Source organism: Arthrobacter sp. TJ-254 (genome assembly GCF_058269175.1).
Map to the genome: position 1 here is coordinate 54,801 of NZ_JBZCNF010000005.1, position 15,496 is coordinate 70,296.

The following is a 15,496-nucleotide window of genomic DNA, read 5'->3' on the forward strand; positions in this document are numbered from 1 at the left end:
CTGGCTCCTAGATTCTGCAGGCGTGGATCGTGCTCACCAGGATCGCCCGCGCCCCGAGGTCGTAAAGTTCATCCATGATGCGGTTCGTCGAGTTCCGCTTGACCATCGAGCGCACTGCCACCCAGTCGGAATCCCTTAGGGGAGACACGGTGGGCGACTCAAGACCCGGGGTCAGCGCCGCTGCCTCATCGACGAGTTCCTTGCGGATGTCGTAATCCATCATCACGTACTGGCGGGCCACGAGCACCCCCTGGAGCCGGCGGATCAGCACGTCCAAGCCGGCCGGGGCCTCAACGCCGGCACGGCCGATGAGCACAGCCTCGCTCTGCAGGATCGGGTCTCCGAAGATCTCCATTCCGGCCGCCCGCAGCGTGCTTCCCGTTTCGACGACGTCGGCAATGGCGTCGGCGACGCCAAGGCGCACCGACGACTCAACGGCGCCGTCAAGGCGGACCACCGTCGCGTCGATGCCGCGCTTGCCGAGGAAGTGGCGCAGCAGCCCGTCGTAGCTCGTTGCCACCCGCTTGCCCTCGAGCTCGGCGATGTCGTAGAAATCCCCGACCGGGCCGGCGAAGCGGAAGGTTGAGGCGCCGAAGCCGAGCTGCAGCAGTTCCTCGGCGTTGACCTGCGCGTCGAGGAAGAGGTCGCGGCCGGTGATGCCGACATCGAGGGTGCCCGAACCGACGTAGACGGCGATATCGCGCGGGCGCAGGAAGAAGAACTCAATATCGTTTTCGGGGTCAACCATGACCAGTTCGCGGGGGTCACGGCGTTGGCGGTAGCCCGCCTCGGTGAGCATCGCTGATGCTGACTCGGAAAGGGCACCCTTGTTGGGAACTGCTACACGAAGCATGAAAGTAGTCTTTCGCTCTGAATTCAGGATCGGGGCAGGGTTCCGGCCGCGCTCGGACGTCGTCCGTGGGCGCGGCTACAAATGCTTGTAGACGTCCTGAAGCGTAAGGCCTTTGGCGAGCATGAGCACCTGGAGGTGGTAGAGCAGCTGGGAGATCTCCTCGGCGGTTTCCTCAACCGATTCGTACTCGGCGGCCATCCACACCTCGGCGGCCTCCTCGACGACCTTCTTGCCGATCCCATGCACGCCCGAGTCAAGCTCGGCGACCGTCCGCGAGCCGTCGGGGCGCGCCGCAGCCTTGGCGCTGAGCTCCTCGAAGAGGGAATCAAAGGTTTTCACCATGCCAACGTTACTGGGTCGCTGCAAAAGTACCCGCACTGGCCCCGGCCGGTGTGATGGATGCCTCTGCTCAGGACTGCCACTGCCGCAGCGCGGCGGCGGTGGCAACGGCCGCGCTGAGTGCCTCATGGCCCTTGTCCTCGCTTGATCCGGGCAGCCCGGAGCGGTCGAGCGCCTGCTGTTCGTTGTCGCAGGTAAGCACGCCGAAACCGACCGGAACCCCGGTGCGGACGCTGACCTCGGTCAGCCCCGATGTCGCAGCCGAGCACACATAGTCGAAGTGGGGGGTTCCGCCGCGGATCACGACGCCGAGGGCGACAACGGCGTCGAAGTGCGGGGCCAGCCGTGCGGCGGCGACGGGAAGTTCGAAGCTGCCGGGGACCCTCAGCTCGGTGGTTTCAACACCGGCTTCTGCGGCCGCCCGCCGGGCGCCGTCGAGCAGCCCGTCCATGACCACCGTGTGCCAGCTGGCTGCGATTACCGCCACCCGCAGCGGGGCAGACCCCTTGTTCACGTCGCTGATGTTGATGCTGGGTGCTCCGGTCCCGCTCATGGGGTGCTCCTTCGTGTTGATGCCGGCTGCGCTGGTGCGAGCCGGAGGATGAGGTCTTCGATGGTGATCAGGGGAAGGCCGTGCTCGTCGGCGAAGGCGCGCAGCGCGGGCACGCGCATCATGCCGCCGTCGTCGTGGACGAGTTCGGCGATGACGGCGGCCGGGTGCATCCCGGCGAGCCGGCACAGGTCGATGCCGGCCTCCGTGTGGCCGGGGCGTTCGACGACCCCTCCCCGCGCGGCGCGCAGCGGGAACACGTGGCCGGGCCGGGTCAGCTCTCCCGGGGCGCTGCCCGGATCGGCGAGCACGCGTGCGGTGCGGGCGCGGTCGGCGGCGCTGATGCCGGTGCTGACACCGGTGGCCGCGTCGCAGGAGACGGTGTAGGCGGTCCCCTTCGCGTCCTCGTTCACTGCGGTCATCGGCGGAAGCAGGAGCCGGTCGGCATCAGCCGCCTCAAGGGGAACGCAGAGCACCCCGGAGGTGTGCCGCACCGTCCAGCCGACGAGGGCGGGGGTCGCTGCCTGCGCGGCGAAGATGATGTCTCCCTCGTTTTCGCGGTCGGCGCTGTCGACAACCACCACCGCCTTGCCTGCGGCGATCGCGTCGACGGCGTCCTGGACGGGGTCGAAGCGGATCTGCGCTCCCCCGGGCATGACGCTCACCGGCCGTCGTCCGCCCCGGCGGCGCTGCCCGGCCCGCCGGTGGCCGCTGCGAACCCGAGCAGGCGCTCCGTGTACTTGGCCAGGACGTCCATTTCGAGGTTCACGGCGTCGCCGGGCTCCTTGGAGCCCAGGCCGGTTTCGGCGAGCGTCGTGGGGATCAGGCCCACCTCGAACCACGGTTCGTCCTCCTCGGGAGGGCTGACGGCGGTGACGGTGAGGGATACGCCGTCGACGGCGATCGAGCCCTTCTCCGCCGCGTACCGGGCGAGCCCGGCGGGGAGCCCGAAGCGCAGCCGGTGCCAGGCGCCGAGGTCCTCGCGCTCGCGCAGCGTGCCGAGTCCGTCGACGTGCCCCTGGACCACGTGGCCGTCGAGGCGCGCACCGGCGGTGACGCACCGCTCGAGGTTCACCGGGCTGCCGGGGAGCAGCTGGCCCGTCGTCGTGCGACGCAGGGTCTCGCCCATGACGTCGACGGCGATCCGGCCGCCGTCCCGGCGCACGGCGGTCAGGCAGACGCCGTTGACGGCTATTGATGCTCCCGGCTGGAGGTCGGCGCCGGTGGACGGCGCGTCGAACACCAGGACGGCGCTCTCCTGGTCGGCTGAGACGTCGAGTGAGACGACGCTGCCCTGTTCGGCAACAATTCCTGTGAACATGCTCTACTCCTGGGAGAACTGGGGGGTGTGGGCTGCGTACCCGGGGGCGTCGGGGTTTTGCGGGTTGTTTCGGGCACTTCGGCCTTCGGTGCCCGTGGTACCGGGCGGTGCGGATCCGGAGGGCCGCAGGCGCAGGCGGACGTCGCTGCCGAGCTGGAGCACGGCGGGTCCTCCCGCGGGGTCGGACTGCCAGCGGTTGGCCTGGGCCAGCGTGGCGACGCCGATGGGGGGAAGCATTGGCGTTCCCTCCCCCAGGAGTACCGGAGCGAGGTAGCTGACGAGCTCGTCGACAACCCCCGCGCTCACGAACGCTCCGGCGATCCGGGGCCCGCCCTCAACGAGGACGTGCCGGACGCCGATGGCTGCCAGTTGCGCCAGTGCCTCGTGCACGTCGCGGGTCTGCAGGTGCACGAACCCGGGACCGCGCACGGCTGCGTCCTCGGGGACCGCTCGCAGGCCCATGACGGCGCGCCGTGGCTGCTTCGCGCGCTGGAGGGGATCGGATCCGCCGTCGTCGCCGGCCGGCCGCGCGGTGAGGCGCGGATTGTCGGCAAGGACGGTGCCGGTGCCGGCGAGGACGGCGTCGGCCCGGACCCGGATCGAGTGGCCGTCCTGCCGCGCTTCGGGTCCGGTGATCCACTGGCTTGTGCCGTCGGCGGCTGCCACCCTGCCGTCGAGGCTCTGCGCCGTCTTCAAGGTCACGAACGGGCGGCCTTCGGCGACGGCGCGCATCCACCGCTCGTTGAGGTGCTCGGATTCCGCTTCGAAAAGCCCGCCGTCGCACTGGACACCGTGGTCGGCAAGCCACCGGGCGCCGCCGGCGGCCTCGCTGGTCTGGTCGGGCGCGGCATAGACAACCCTGGCGACCCCGGCGTTGAGGATTGCGGCCGAGCACGGTCCGGTGCGTCCTTGGTGGTTGCATGGCTCGAGGGTGACGACCATCGTTGCACCTTCCACACTGGCGTTGCCGCGCTCGCGGGCATCGGCCAGAGCCGCGACCTCCGCGTGGTCGGTTCCGGCACCGCGGTGGTGGCCCGTGCCGAGCACCGTGCCGTCGGGTGCGAGCACCACCGCCCCGACGAGAGGATTCGCGCCGCGGACCCCTTGGCCCGCGAGTTCGAGAGCGAGGCCCATGGCTGCGGCCTCAGCCGCCGTCCGGGCGCTGGACCCGGTCGCCGGACCGCCCGAGGCCACGCTCATGGTGCCTGCCGGGCGGGAACGCCGGGCACTGCCGTCTTTTCCGCTGCGTCCTGCCGGCCGCGGGCGCGGTACCAGACGAAGAATCCGACGAGGGTGAACCCGCCGTAGATGAGGTACATGACCGCGCTGGCGTAGTATCCGGCGCTGAACAGCAGCGGCACGCCGACAATGTCAACGGCCACCCAGATCAGCCAGAACTCCACCCATCCCTTGGCCATCCCGAAGGTCGCGAGGAGGGATCCGACGAACGTCCAGGCGTCGGCCCAGACCGGCTCGTAGGAGCCGAGGACCCGGAAGAGGGGGGTGAGGGCAACGGTTCCAAGGATCATGCCTGCGACGAGGCCGATGCGCGCCCGGCCCGAGGCCCAGCGGGGGGTGATGGCGGGGCCGCCGTCGTGGCGGCTGCGGCGCCACTGGCGCCATCCGTACACTGAGACCGCAATGAACATGACCTGCCGGCCGGCCTGGCCGAGGAGGTTCACGGCTCCCGCTCCGCCGAAAACCGAGCCGAGGAACACCGTGAGGAGGAGGACGTTTCCAACGATCCCGACGGGCCACGCCCACACCCGGCGGCGCATGCCACCCAGGGCGCTGAGCAGGCCGAAAACGTTGCCGATGACCTCACGCAGCAGCAGCGATCCGCCGCCAACGGGAATGCGGGCCTCGAAGAGCCACTGAAGAAAATCCATGTCGTTCCTTAACCGTTTCAACGGCTGCGGGGTGACGACAAAAGAGCTGCCCGCGCGCGGCAAAAACCGTGGCGCGGGCCCCCTCGGCGCGAATGCGCACGTAAGGGTGCCCTGCTGTTCGTGCTTCTCCCATCCAGACTTTAACTGTCGGTGCCGGAATTTCACCGGCTCAACCGGGGCTGACAACGCGGGTGCGCAGCCTGCCGTCGGGTCGCGGACTATAACCGCCGGTTCGGAATTACACCGACCCCGGAGCACGTACTCCGAAGATTATTTCACAACCGGATGCGGGCTCTTCACAATTCGTCCCACAGCGATCACGCGCCCGCCCATCCGGGTCGGCCGCGTCCCGTCACGCCCAGCCGAACGGCAGGAAGGAGTCCGCCCGAAACAGCAAATCACCACGTTATGGGGCGCCGAAAGCGTGGTCATGTGCACATTCAACCCAGGGCGCCGGACCACGCGCAAGGAGTCCCCCAAAACAGCAGATCACCACGCCTTCCGGGCCGGAGGACGTGGTGATCTGCAGTTTCGCTATGGGGTTGCGGCAGCCGCGGTTGCGGCGGGAACGACAAGGTGGAGGGTCCGGGCCCTAAGAGGCCGAGGCCTCCCCCGACGCCTTTGGTGCTTCGGCGCTCTTCGGCCGGGCGTCGACGCCAGCCTCCTTGCGCTGCTGCGGTGTGATCGGTGCCGGAGCTGCAGTCAGCGGGTCATAGCCGCCGCCTGACTTCGGGAACGCGATGACGTCCCGGATCGAGTCGGTGCCCGCGAGCAGCGAGACGACCCGGTCCCAGCCCAGGGCGATTCCGCCGTGGGGAGGCGCGCCGTACTTGAAGCCCTCGAGCAGGAACCCGAACTTCTCCTGCGCCTCCTCGGCGCTCAGTCCCATGACGGCGAAGACGCGCTCCTGCACGTCGCGGCGGTGGATACGGATCGACCCGCCGCCAAGCTCGTTGCCGTTGCACACGATGTCGTAGGCGTACGCCAGCGCGCTCTCGGGGTCGGTGTCGAAGGTGTCCATGAACTCGGGCTTGGGCGAGGTGAACGCGTGGTGCACGGCGGTCCAGGCTCCGGCGCCGACGGCGACATCACCGGCGGCGACGGCGGCCGAAGTGGGCTCGAACATCGGCGCGTCGACAACCCATACGAACGCCCAGTCGCCGTCCTTGATGAGCCCGGTGCGGTGGCCGATTTCAACGCGGGCGGCACCCAGCAGGGCGCGGGAGGAGGTTTTCTCGCCGGCGGCGAAGAAGATGCAGTCGCCCGGGTTCGCCCCGACGGCGGCGGCGAGGCCCTCGCGTTCGGCGTCGTTGAGGTTCTTCGCGACGGGGCCGCGGAGGCTGCCGTCGTCGTCGATGAGGACGTAAGCGAGGCCCTTGGCGCCGCGCTGCTTGGCGAACTCCTGCCACGCGTCGAGCGTACGGCGGGGCTGGGAGGCTCCGCCGGGCATGACGACGGCGCCCACGTAGGGGGCCTTGAAGACGCCGAAGCCGGTGTCCTTGAAGAACTCGGTGAGTTCAGTGAGCTCGAGCCCGAAGCGCAGGTCCGGCTTGTCGGAGCCGTACTCGGCCATGGCATCGGCGTAGGTCATCCGGCGGATCGGGGTGGGGATCTCGACGTCGATGAGCTTCCACAGGCGCGTGATCAGCTGCTCGCCCAGGGCGATGATGTCGTCCTGCTCGACGAAGCTCGCCTCGATGTCGAGCTGGGTGAATTCCGGCTGGCGGTCGGCGCGGAAGTCCTCGTCGCGGTAGCAGCGGGCGATCTGGTAGTACTTCTCGAACCCGCCGACCTGCAGCAGCTGCTTGAACAGCTGGGGTGACTGCGGCAGCGCGTACCAGGATCCGGGGGCAAGGCGCGCGGGCACCAGGAAGTCGCGTGCGCCCTCGGGAGTGGAGCGGGTCAGCGTGGGGGTTTCGATCTCAACGAAGCCATCATTGTGGAGGAGTTCGCGGGCAACCCGGCTCGCCTCGGAGCGCAGGCGGAGGTTCTTCTGCGGGGCGGGGCGGCGCAGGTCGAGGTAGCGGTGCTTCAGGCGGGCTTCTTCGCCCACTTCGACGTGTTCGTCGATCTGGAAGGGCAGCGGGTCGGAGGTGTTGAGGACGACGACCTTGTCGGCCATCACCTCGATCTCGCCCGTGGCCAGGGCGGGGTTCTCGTTGCCCTCGGGCCGCTTCTGCACGGTTCCGGTGATCTGCAGGACGTACTCGTTGCGCAGGGTGGAGAAGACCTCCTCCTCGCGGACGACGACCTGGGCCACGCCGGAGGCGTCCCGGAGGTCGAGGAAGGCGACGCCGCCGTGGTCGCGGCGCCGGGCCACCCAGCCGGTCAGGGTTACGGTCTGTCCAATATGCCCGGATCCGAGCGAGCCGAGTTCATGCGTGCGCAGCACAGCATTCCTTCCTACAGAAGTACCGCAGGCGAATGTTCACCTGCCTAGTGTTAGATCAAACGTGTCCGAGTTTACCGGTCATCCCCCGCGGCGCCCGCCAGCAGGCCGGGGCGGCGGATTCCGGCCGAGGATGCGGGCAACGACAGTGGAAGGCGGAACCCCGATGAGCAGTGGTCCGGGACTGCGGCGGTCCATGGGAGGCTTCGACGCGACAACGGTGGGCGTGGGATCGATGATCGGCGCCGGCGTGTTCGTCGTCTTCGCACCGGCTGCCGCGGCGGCAGGCAGCTGGCTTCCCGCCGCCGTCCTGCTGGCGGGTTTCATCGCCTACTGCAACGCGGCCGCAACGGCCTCCCTCGCCACCGTCTACCCGCAAAGCGGCGGCACCTACGTCTACGGGAGGCGCCAGCTGGGGCATTGGCCGGGGTTCATCGCGGGGTGGGCCTTCGTGACCGGGAAGACCGCCTCCTGCGCCGCAATGGCCTTCACCTTCGGGCTTTACGCGGCGCCGGATTTTGCAACGGCGGCCGCCGTCGCGGCCGTGGTGGGCCTGACCACGGTGAACCTGCTCGGGGTGAGCCGGACGGCACTGATGACCCGCGGAATCGTTGCCCTGGTGGTTCCGGTGCTCGCGTTCGTTATCGTCGCCGCGTGGGCGGCGCCCGGCACGGGCGGCTCGATGCCGCCGGACGGCGGGGCGGCGGGGCTGCTGCAGGCCTCAGGTCTGCTGTTCTTCGCCTTCGCCGGATACGCGCGGGTCGCAACGATGGGCGAAGAGGTGCGCGAGCCGCGGAAGAACATCCCCGCGGCGATCCTCGGCGCCCTCGGCTTCACGCTGGTGCTGTACCTGCTGCTGGCCGTCTCTCTGCTCTCCGCCCTTGGGCCTGCGGCGCTTGCTGAATCGCCGGCGCCGCTGCGCGATGTGTTCACCGCCGTCGGAACAACCGGCGGGTCAACCGGCCCTGACGCGGGCTCGGTGGCCCGGACGGCGGTGGTTGTGGCGGCAGCCCTTGCGAGCCTCGGGGCGCTGCTGGCCCTGATCGCCGGCGTGGGGCGGACAACCCTCGCGATGGCGCGCGAGGGCGACCTCCCCCGTGCCCTGGCAGGGATCTGGGAGCGGTACGGCGTTCCCTGGGCGGCAGATCTGACGACCGCCGGGCTGGTGATCTTGCTCCTGCTGACCACCGATGTCCTGACCGTCGTCGGGTTCTCGAGCTTCGGTGTGCTGCTCTACTACGCCATCGCCAACGCCGCGGCCCTCACCCTCCGGGAGCGGCAGTGGTACGCCCCGCGGCTGCTCAACGTCATCGGTGCCGCGGGCTGCCTGCTGCTTGCCTTCACCCTTCCCGCGGCCTCGGTGCTCACGATGACCGCGGTGCTCGTTGTGGGTGTCGCCGTCCGCGCCATCGCACTCACGCGGCGCCGCCGGCAGACCGAGCGCGGCTGAAGTTCCAACGGAAACGCACCGGAAAGCGGCTGCCGCAGCGGATTAATCCGGTGCGCCCATCGTTATGGGGTGCGCCGGTCATTGCGCGGTGCGCCCGTCGCTAAGCGGTGCGGCCTCAGGCGCGGGTGACCTGCGGCAGCAGATCGTCCGCCGGGGGCGTCCACGTGGCGGGGTCGGCGGCGGTCTGGTCGCCGGAGCGGATGTCCTTGACCTCGTGGGTCCCGTCGGCGCTAGTGAACCAGACGAACGGAATGCCCCGCCGGTCGGCGAACTTGATCTGCTTGCCGAACTTCTCCGCGCTCGCCGCGACCTCCGCGGAGATGCCGCGTGAGCGCAGCGAGGCGGCGACGTCCTGCGCCTGCGACCAGGAATCGTCGTCGGCGAGGGTGATGAGCACGGCGGTGGGGACCTGGCGGGACACCACGGCGAAGTCCTGGCTGAGGATCCGCGAAACGATCCGCGTGACGCCGATCGAGAGCCCGACGCCGGGGAAGGTGCGGTTGCCCTTTGAGGCGAGGCTGTCGTAACGGCCGCCCGAGCAGATCGAGCCGAGTCCCTCGTGGCCGTCGAGCACCGTCTCGTAGACGGTGCCTGTGTAGTAGTCGAGGCCGCGCGCGATGCTCAGGTCGGCCACGACCCTGCCCGGCGCCCGGCGTGAGGTCTCGGCGATGACCTCCTCCAATTCGGCAAGGCCCTGCTCAAGGAGGTCGTCCTCCACACCCAGGGCGCGCACCTGCGCCACGAACGACGTGTCCGGGGTGCGGATCGCGGCGAGGGCAAGGGCCGCCTCGATCTGCTCGTCCGTCGCACCGAGCTCCTCGCGGAGCAGGTCACCCACCTTCGCGGCGCCGATCTTCTCAAGCTTGTCGATGCTGCGCAGCACCGATGCGGTGTCGGTGATCCCGATGCCCCGATAGAAGCCCTCGGCGAGCTTGCGGTTGTTGACGCGCACGGTGAAGTCGGGGATGGGAAGCGCGCCGAGTGCCTCGACAATGACGAGGGTGAGCTCGACGTCATTGCGGAACGGCAGGGCGCCGTCACCGACGACGTCGATGTCCGCCTGGGTGAACTCGCGGGCGCGGCCCTCCTGGGGGCGCTCGCCCCGCCAACACTTCTGGATCTGGTAGCGGCGGAAGGGGAACGCGAGGTGGCCGGCGTTTTCGACGACATAACGGGCGAAGGGCACGGTGAGGTCGTAGTGGAGGGCGAGGCCGTCCTCGGAGGCCGAGGCCTCCTCCGCCTGCAGCCGCGAGACCGCATAGACCTCCTTGTCGATCTCCCCCTTGCGCAGGAGCTGGCCGACGGTCTCAACTGCCCGGGTCTCAATGTTGGAGAAGCCGTGCAGTTCAAATACGCGCCGCAGGGTGTCGAGCACGTGCAGTTCAATCAGCCGCTCCTGCGGAAGCCATTCCGGGAAGCCGGACAATGATGCCTTACGTGCCATGGGGCGGGTCTCCTTGGGTTGGCGCATACACCGGTGCGGCACTCAGTTTAGGGCGGGATGACCCGCGCGGCGAAACCCGCGCGGGAGTGCCCTCCCTGCCCGCCCCAGCACATCATTCGTCACACCGGCCACCCTGTTCCCGCTGGTTCGTTGCAGAACGAAACACAGCGGGCAGACGCGCTGCCGAACGGACTGCCAGCGGTTCCCGGAACGATAGACTCCTAATCTCTGAAGTAAGTGGCTCCGGACGCGTGCCTGGCCATCCAACGAGCGAAAGACTTCCAGCGGTGACAGATAGTCAGCAATCCGACGAAATGACCATCGGCGACGTAGCCCCCGCCGCAGACTCCCCGACAGACACACCCGGTACTGAGCCGGCGGACAGCACCGAAGCCGCTCCGCCCGCCGGCGGGAGCGTACCCGCACCCGCGGCGCAGCCGGTTCCCGCCCCGCGGGCTCCCCTGCCCACAGCACTTGCGCCGCGTCCGCATGGCAAGGTGCAGCGCCCGGTCGCCGTTCCTCCCGTGCACAGCACGCCGCTCGAGGAAGCGGCGAAGTTCGCGCGGGTCGAGGACGACGGTCACGTGTTCCTGCTGCTCGACGGGGAGGAACACCCGGTGGGGCAGCTGCCCGATGCGTCGAAGGATGAAGCCCTCGGCTACTTTGTGCGCAAGTATGACGACGTCGCGAGCCAGGTCGCATTGCTGGAACAGCGGGTGAAGAGCAAGGCCCCGTCGTCGGACATGCTGAAGACCGCCGGCCACCTGCGCAGCCAGGTCGCGGAGCGCAAGCTCGTCGGCGACGTCCCGGCCCTCGAGGCACGCATTGACGCGCTGTCCGAGTCGATCCGCGGGCTCGAAAAGGCCGAGCGGGCCGCACAGGAAGCGGTCAAGGCCAAGGAGCTCGCGGCGAGGGAAGCGATCGTCTCCGAGGCCGAGGAACTGGCAGCCCGCGACCCCGCGACTGTCCAGTGGAAGGCAAGCAGCACGCGGATGAATGAGCTGTTCGAGCTGTGGAAGACGGCGCAGAAGAACGGTCCCCGCCTGGGCCGCGGCACCGAGGACGCCCTGTGGAAGCGGTTCCGTGCCGCACGCACCGTCTTTGACCGGCACCGCCGCGCGTACTTCTCCCAGCTCGACAGCGAGAACGCCGAGGCCAAGCGGGCCAAGGAGGCGTTGATCGCCAAGGCCGAGGCGCTGGCGACCTCCACCGACTGGGGTGCGACGGCGGCCGAGTACCGCCGCCTCATGGACGACTGGAAGGCCTCAAAGCGGGCGAGCCGCAAGGACGACGACGCCCTGTGGGCGCGCTTCCGTGCCGCCCAGGACCGATTCTTCGAGGCGCGCAAGAGCGCCAATGAAGCAGTGGATGAGGAGTACGGGGCGAACCTCGTGGTCAAGGAGGCCCTGCTCCAGGAAGCGAAGCAGCTCGTGCCGGTGCGGAATCTCGCTGCCGCGAAGAAGGCCCTGCAGTCGATCCGTGACCGCTGGGAAGAGGCGGGCAAGGTTCCCCGTGCGGACATGGGGCGGATGGACGCCGGGCTGCGCTCGGTCGAGGACGCGGTCAAGGCCGCCGAAGACGAGCACTGGCAGAAGACCAACCCGGAGACCAAGGCACGCACCAACAGTGCGCTGAGCCAGCTTGAGGCAACCATTGCCTCCCTGCGCGAGGACCTTGCCGCGGCCCGGGCAGCCGGAGACGCCAAGCGCATCTCCGCCGCGGAGGAAGCCCTCGCCGCGCGGGAACAGTGGATGGAAATGCTGCAGCGCTCGGCCCAGGACTTCTCCTAGCCTCCCCGCTCCGGCACGCTGTGCCCCTCCCCCCGTTTTCCACATTCGGGAGGAGGGGCTTTCTCAGTGCTGCGCCGTTGGCGATGCTGGAGCAATGCCGCCTCTGCTCGACCCCGCCGGCACCCAGCCGGTCCGGCTCCTGCCACGCCCTCCGGAGCTCGGAACCGGACCGCCGGGCACCGCGTTGTTCCATGCCGGCGACCTGTTCAGCGCCGTTGAGCTTCAGGCGATGTCGATGGATGGCCTGGTGCGGCGCGTGTATGGCCAGTCGTACGTCCGGACCGGGCAACCCGACGACCCGGTCTGCCGGGCGCAGGCGGCGGCGAACGCCGTCCCTTCACCGCTGCGGGCGAGGGTGGCGCTGGGCCGCCAGTGCGCGGCGTGGGTGTACGGCTGCGCTCCGCCGCCGCCGCTGGTGAGCGTCGTCACCGACCACCGCCGCCGCACCACTGCCCTGCCCCCGTTTAGTGGTGCGACGATGCACCAGGTTGCGCTGGGGCCATTCGACATCAACCTCGTGGGCGGGGTACCGGTGACCACGCCCCTGCGCACAGCCCTGGACATCGCCGTGCACGGGTGCGACGGCTCGGCCGTTGAGGTGCTCCGCGCGATCGGCTCGAACCCGGCGCTCGACTGCCCGCTGCGGCTTGTCGAAGCGGCACTGGCGTGCACGCGCCGGGTTCCGGGACGGACCCGGGCCCTGGAGCGGATCCGCAGGGCCAGCGGGGGTGCGGTCGGCAGGGCACCGCAGCCTGGGGCGGCTGAACGCGCCGGGCGCTGCGGGAAATGAAGGCTGTGCACGGGACGGTGTGCATTGGACGCAGTGCGGTCGGACGCGCCGCGCTGTGGGACGTGAGGACGGTGCACGGGACGGTGTGCGATCGGAGGCCGGTTGAACGACGGCGATGGAATGACGGCGGGCGGCGGGCCCCCTGGCCCTCCGCCCGCTCAGGTTGCCCGCCTGCCCGGACAGCGGGCCTAGGTGCGGCGCTGGGAACCGGTGGTGCGGTAGACGTCGAAGACACCGTCGATGCGACGCACCGCCGCCAGCACGTGGTCGAGGTACTTCGGGTCGCCCATCTCGAAGGCGAACCTCGACATCGCCACCCGGTCGGAGGAGGTGTTCACGTTCGCGGCCAAGATATTGACCTGGTTCTCGGAAAGCACGCGGGTCACATCCGAGAGCAGGCTCTTGCGGTCGAGCGCCTCGACCTGGATCTCGACGAGGAACACGCTCGACTGGGTGGGAGCCCATTCCACGGGAACGATCCGGTCGGGCTGGTCGCGGAGGTCGACAACGTTGCGGCAGTCGGAGCGGTGGACCGAGACGCCGGAGCCGCGGGTGACGAAACCGACGATCGGATCGGGCGGAACCGGGGTGCAGCACCGGGCCAGTTTCACCCACACGTCCCCCACACCGCGCACGGTCACGCCTGAGTCGGAAAATTTCGGCCGGCGCGGCTGCGTGGCGACGGCGGTCTCGGCGAGGTTGTCCTCGGCGTCCTCGTGCCCGCCCATCAGCGCGACAAGGTGCTCGATGACGTTCTGCGCTGAGGTGTGGCCGTCGCCGACGGCCGCATAGAGTGCAGCGATGTCCTGGTGGCGCAGCTCCTGGGCGACAGTGAGCAGGGCCGAATGGGTCATCATGCGCTGCAGGGGAAGGTTCTGCTTGCGCATGGCGCGGGTGAGCAGGTCCTTGCCCTTGTCGATTGCCTCCTCGCGGCGCTCCTTCGTGAACCACTGGCGGATCTTGTTCCGGGCCCGCGGGCTCTTGACGAAGCCCTGCCAGTCCTGGCTGGGCCCGGCGCCTTCGGCCTTGGAGGTGAAGATCTCCACCCAGTCGCCGTGGTTGAGTTCGCTGTTGAGCGGCACGAGCCTGCCGTTGACGCGTGCGCCGATCGTCCGGTGGCCGACCTCGGTGTGGACGGCGTAGGCGAAGTCCACGGGGGTCGAGCCCGCCGGCAGCGCCATGACCTCGCCCTTGGGCGTGAACACGAACACTTCGCGGGCGTTGATCTCAAAGCGCAGCGAATCGAGGAACTCGTTGGGGTCGGCCGTCTCCTGCTGCCAGTCGACGAGGCTGCGCAGCCAGCCCATGTCCTCGTTGTCCGGCCCGTCGGAGGCCTTCCCGGCACCGTTCTTGTACTTCCAGTGCGCCGCGACGCCGTACTCGGCCCGCCGGTGCATGTCATGGGTGCGGATCTGGATTTCAACGGGCTTGCCGCCGGGTCCGATGACCGTCGTGTGGAGCGACTGGTACATGTTGAACTTCGGCATGGCGATGTAGTCCTTGAACCGCCCGGGCAGCGGGTTCCACCGCGAATGGAGCGAACCAAGGGTGGCGTAACAGTCACGGACGCTGTCGACGAGGACGCGCACGCCCATCAGGTCGTGGATGTCGTCGAAGTCTTTGCCCCGCACAATCATCTTCTGGTAGATCGAGTAGTAGTGCTTGGGCCTGCCGGTGATCGTGGCCTTGATCTTCACGGCGCGAAGGTCGTCGTCAATCTGGTTGCGGATCAGGTTCAGGTGCTTCTCGCGCTCCGGGGTGCGGTCCCCCACCATGCGCACGATTTCCTCGTACACCTTGGGGTGGAGCGCGGCGAAGGAAAGATCCTCGAGCTCCCACTTGATCGTGTTCATGCCCAGCCGGTGGGCCAGCGGCGCGAAGATCTCAAGGGTCTCCCGCGCCTTCTTCGCCGACGATTCAGGCGAGACAAACCGCCAGGTGCGCGCGTTGTGGAGGCGGTCGGCGAGCTTGATGACGAGGACCCGGATGTCCTTGGCCATCGCGACCACCATTTTGCGCACTGTCTCGGCCTGGGCCGCGTCGCCGAAGGACACCTTGTCGAGCTTGGTGACACCGTCGACGAGCATGGCGACCTCGGGACCGAAGTCCCGGCGCAGTTCGTCAAGGGTATAGGCGGTGTCCTCGACTGTGTCGTGGAGCAGGGCGGCGGCGAGCGTGGTGCCGGTCATGCCCAGTTCGGCGAGGATCGTCGCAACAGCCACGGGGTGGGTGATGTACGGGTCGCCGCTCTTGCGCATCTGGCCCTCGTGGCTGCGCTCGGCCACCAGGTAGGCCCGCTGGATGAGGTCGAGGTCTTCCTTGGGGTTATTCGCCCTGACCGTGCGCAGCAGCGGTTCAAGGACCGGCGAATATCCGCTTGTGCCGCGGCCCGCAAGCCGGGCGATCCGTGCCCGCGTGCGGGCGCGGCGTCCCGGCGACGCCTGGTCGGGGCTTGCCGCCGTCGGCGCCGGTTTGACGGTGAGCGAGGGCGCCACCGGACCCGGGACAGGGCGCTTGGGGGCGTCGGCCTGTGCCGTGCGGCCCTCGGGCCGCCCGGCGGAGGTTCCCGCGTCAGCCATGTTCACCCCTCATCTTGAGTGCGTTCTGTACAGGCCGGGCCCGTGGGGTGGGCCCGCCGCACTGTACACACAATCAAGTTTAGCCGGGTCCGACGGCGGACC

13 protein-coding genes and 1 riboswitch are annotated in these 15,496 nt (G+C 69.1%); of the genes, 3 read left to right on the forward strand and 10 right to left on the reverse strand.

Annotated elements, in window-relative coordinates:
- Positions 1-7 precede the first annotated feature (7 nt).
- The 8 genes from hisG to aspS form a co-directional block, all read right to left on the reverse strand.
- Positions 8-853 (reverse strand): ATP phosphoribosyltransferase, encoded by an 846-nt coding sequence (gene hisG, locus AC4D14_RS14500; protein WP_490903363.1) that lies wholly within the window; start codon positions 851-853, stop codon positions 8-10.
- A 75-nt stretch (positions 854-928) separates the two neighbouring features.
- On the reverse strand, positions 929-1,192 hold the full coding sequence (locus AC4D14_RS14505; protein WP_490903364.1) for a phosphoribosyl-ATP diphosphatase: 264 nt from the start codon (positions 1,190-1,192) through the stop codon (positions 929-931).
- Positions 1,193-1,262: 70 nt separating this feature from the next.
- Positions 1,263-1,745: a 6,7-dimethyl-8-ribityllumazine synthase gene (ribH, locus tag AC4D14_RS14510; protein WP_490903365.1), complete on the reverse strand. Its 483-nt coding sequence runs from the start codon at positions 1,743-1,745 to the stop codon at positions 1,263-1,265.
- A complete protein-coding gene (gene ribB, locus AC4D14_RS14515) occupies positions 1,742-2,398 on the reverse strand; it encodes a 3,4-dihydroxy-2-butanone-4-phosphate synthase (protein WP_490903690.1) in 657 nt (218 codons plus the stop codon). Before ribB ends, ribH begins: the two co-directional genes overlap by 4 nt.
- A 5-nt stretch (positions 2,399-2,403) precedes the next feature.
- Positions 2,404-3,063 carry a riboflavin synthase gene (locus AC4D14_RS14520; protein WP_490903366.1) on the reverse strand — a complete coding sequence of 220 codons (660 nt, stop codon included), beginning with the start codon at positions 3,061-3,063 and terminating at the stop codon, positions 2,404-2,406.
- Positions 3,064-3,066: 3 nt separating this feature from the next.
- Positions 3,067-4,263, reverse strand: coding sequence for a bifunctional diaminohydroxyphosphoribosylaminopyrimidine deaminase/5-amino-6-(5-phosphoribosylamino)uracil reductase RibD (gene ribD, locus AC4D14_RS14525; protein ID WP_490903367.1), 1,197 nt, complete (start codon positions 4,261-4,263; stop codon positions 3,067-3,069).
- Complete coding sequence (gene pnuC / locus AC4D14_RS14530; protein ID WP_490903368.1) at positions 4,260-4,952, reverse strand: nicotinamide riboside transporter PnuC; 693 nt, start codon at positions 4,950-4,952, stop codon at positions 4,260-4,262. The genes ribD and pnuC overlap by 4 nt, the downstream gene beginning before the upstream one ends.
- Positions 4,953-5,069: 117 nt before the next feature.
- Positions 5,070-5,213, reverse strand: a riboswitch (FMN riboswitch).
- 331 nt (positions 5,214-5,544) lie between these two features.
- Complete coding sequence (aspS, locus tag AC4D14_RS14535; RefSeq protein WP_490903369.1) at positions 5,545-7,344, reverse strand: aspartate--tRNA ligase; 1,800 nt, start codon at positions 7,342-7,344, stop codon at positions 5,545-5,547.
- A gap of 163 nt (positions 7,345-7,507) precedes the next feature.
- Here aspS and AC4D14_RS14540 point away from each other — a divergent pair, with 163 nt between their 5' ends.
- Positions 7,508-8,791 (forward strand): APC family permease, encoded by a 1,284-nt coding sequence (locus AC4D14_RS14540; protein ID WP_490903370.1) that lies wholly within the window; start codon positions 7,508-7,510, stop codon positions 8,789-8,791.
- Between the two features lie 115 nt (positions 8,792-8,906).
- On the opposite strand, the gene hisS is transcribed toward AC4D14_RS14540, so the two are convergent.
- Positions 8,907-10,235 (reverse strand): histidine--tRNA ligase, encoded by a 1,329-nt coding sequence (gene hisS / locus AC4D14_RS14545; RefSeq protein WP_490903371.1) that lies wholly within the window; start codon positions 10,233-10,235, stop codon positions 8,907-8,909.
- Between the two features lie 287 nt (positions 10,236-10,522).
- Here hisS and AC4D14_RS14550 point away from each other — a divergent pair, with 287 nt between their 5' ends.
- Together AC4D14_RS14550 and AC4D14_RS14555 are read left to right on the forward strand one after the other, a co-directional pair.
- The gene (locus AC4D14_RS14550) at positions 10,523-12,025 is read left to right on the forward strand and encodes a DUF349 domain-containing protein (protein ID WP_490903372.1); all 1,503 of its coding nucleotides are present in this window, start codon (positions 10,523-10,525) and stop codon (positions 12,023-12,025) included.
- Between the two features lie 94 nt (positions 12,026-12,119).
- Complete coding sequence (locus tag AC4D14_RS14555) at positions 12,120-12,815, forward strand: hypothetical protein (protein ID WP_490903373.1); 696 nt, start codon at positions 12,120-12,122, stop codon at positions 12,813-12,815.
- Between the two features lie 188 nt (positions 12,816-13,003).
- Here AC4D14_RS14555 and AC4D14_RS14560 read toward each other — a convergent pair whose 3' ends face one another.
- Positions 13,004-15,394, reverse strand: a complete 2,391-nt coding sequence (locus AC4D14_RS14560; protein ID WP_490903374.1) for a RelA/SpoT family protein — start codon at positions 15,392-15,394, stop codon at positions 13,004-13,006.
- Positions 15,395-15,496: the final 102 nt, after the last annotated feature.

Excerpts from the sequence above, each read along its gene's own strand:
- hisG (WP_490903363.1), bottom strand. The coding sequence starts at position 853 with ATGCTTCGTGTAGCAGTTCCCAACAAGGGTGCCCTTTCCGAGTCAGCA.
- ribH (WP_490903365.1), bottom strand. The coding sequence starts at position 1,745 with ATGAGCGGGACCGGAGCACCCAGCATCAACATCAGCGACGTGAACAAG.
- ribB (WP_490903690.1), bottom strand. The coding sequence starts at position 2,398 with ATGCCCGGGGGAGCGCAGATCCGCTTCGACCCCGTCCAGGACGCCGTC.
- AC4D14_RS14520 (WP_490903366.1), bottom strand. The coding sequence starts at position 3,063 with ATGTTCACAGGAATTGTTGCCGAACAGGGCAGCGTCGTCTCACTCGAC.
- ribD (WP_490903367.1), bottom strand. The coding sequence starts at position 4,263 with ATGAGCGTGGCCTCGGGCGGTCCGGCGACCGGGTCCAGCGCCCGGACG.
- pnuC (WP_490903368.1), bottom strand. The coding sequence starts at position 4,952 with ATGGATTTTCTTCAGTGGCTCTTCGAGGCCCGCATTCCCGTTGGCGGC.
- AC4D14_RS14540 (WP_490903370.1), top strand. The coding sequence starts at position 7,508 with ATGAGCAGTGGTCCGGGACTGCGGCGGTCCATGGGAGGCTTCGACGCG.
- hisS (WP_490903371.1), bottom strand. The coding sequence starts at position 10,235 with ATGGCACGTAAGGCATCATTGTCCGGCTTCCCGGAATGGCTTCCGCAG.
- AC4D14_RS14555 (WP_490903373.1), top strand. The coding sequence starts at position 12,120 with ATGCCGCCTCTGCTCGACCCCGCCGGCACCCAGCCGGTCCGGCTCCTG.
- AC4D14_RS14560 (WP_490903374.1), bottom strand. The coding sequence starts at position 15,394 with ATGGCTGACGCGGGAACCTCCGCCGGGCGGCCCGAGGGCCGCACGGCA.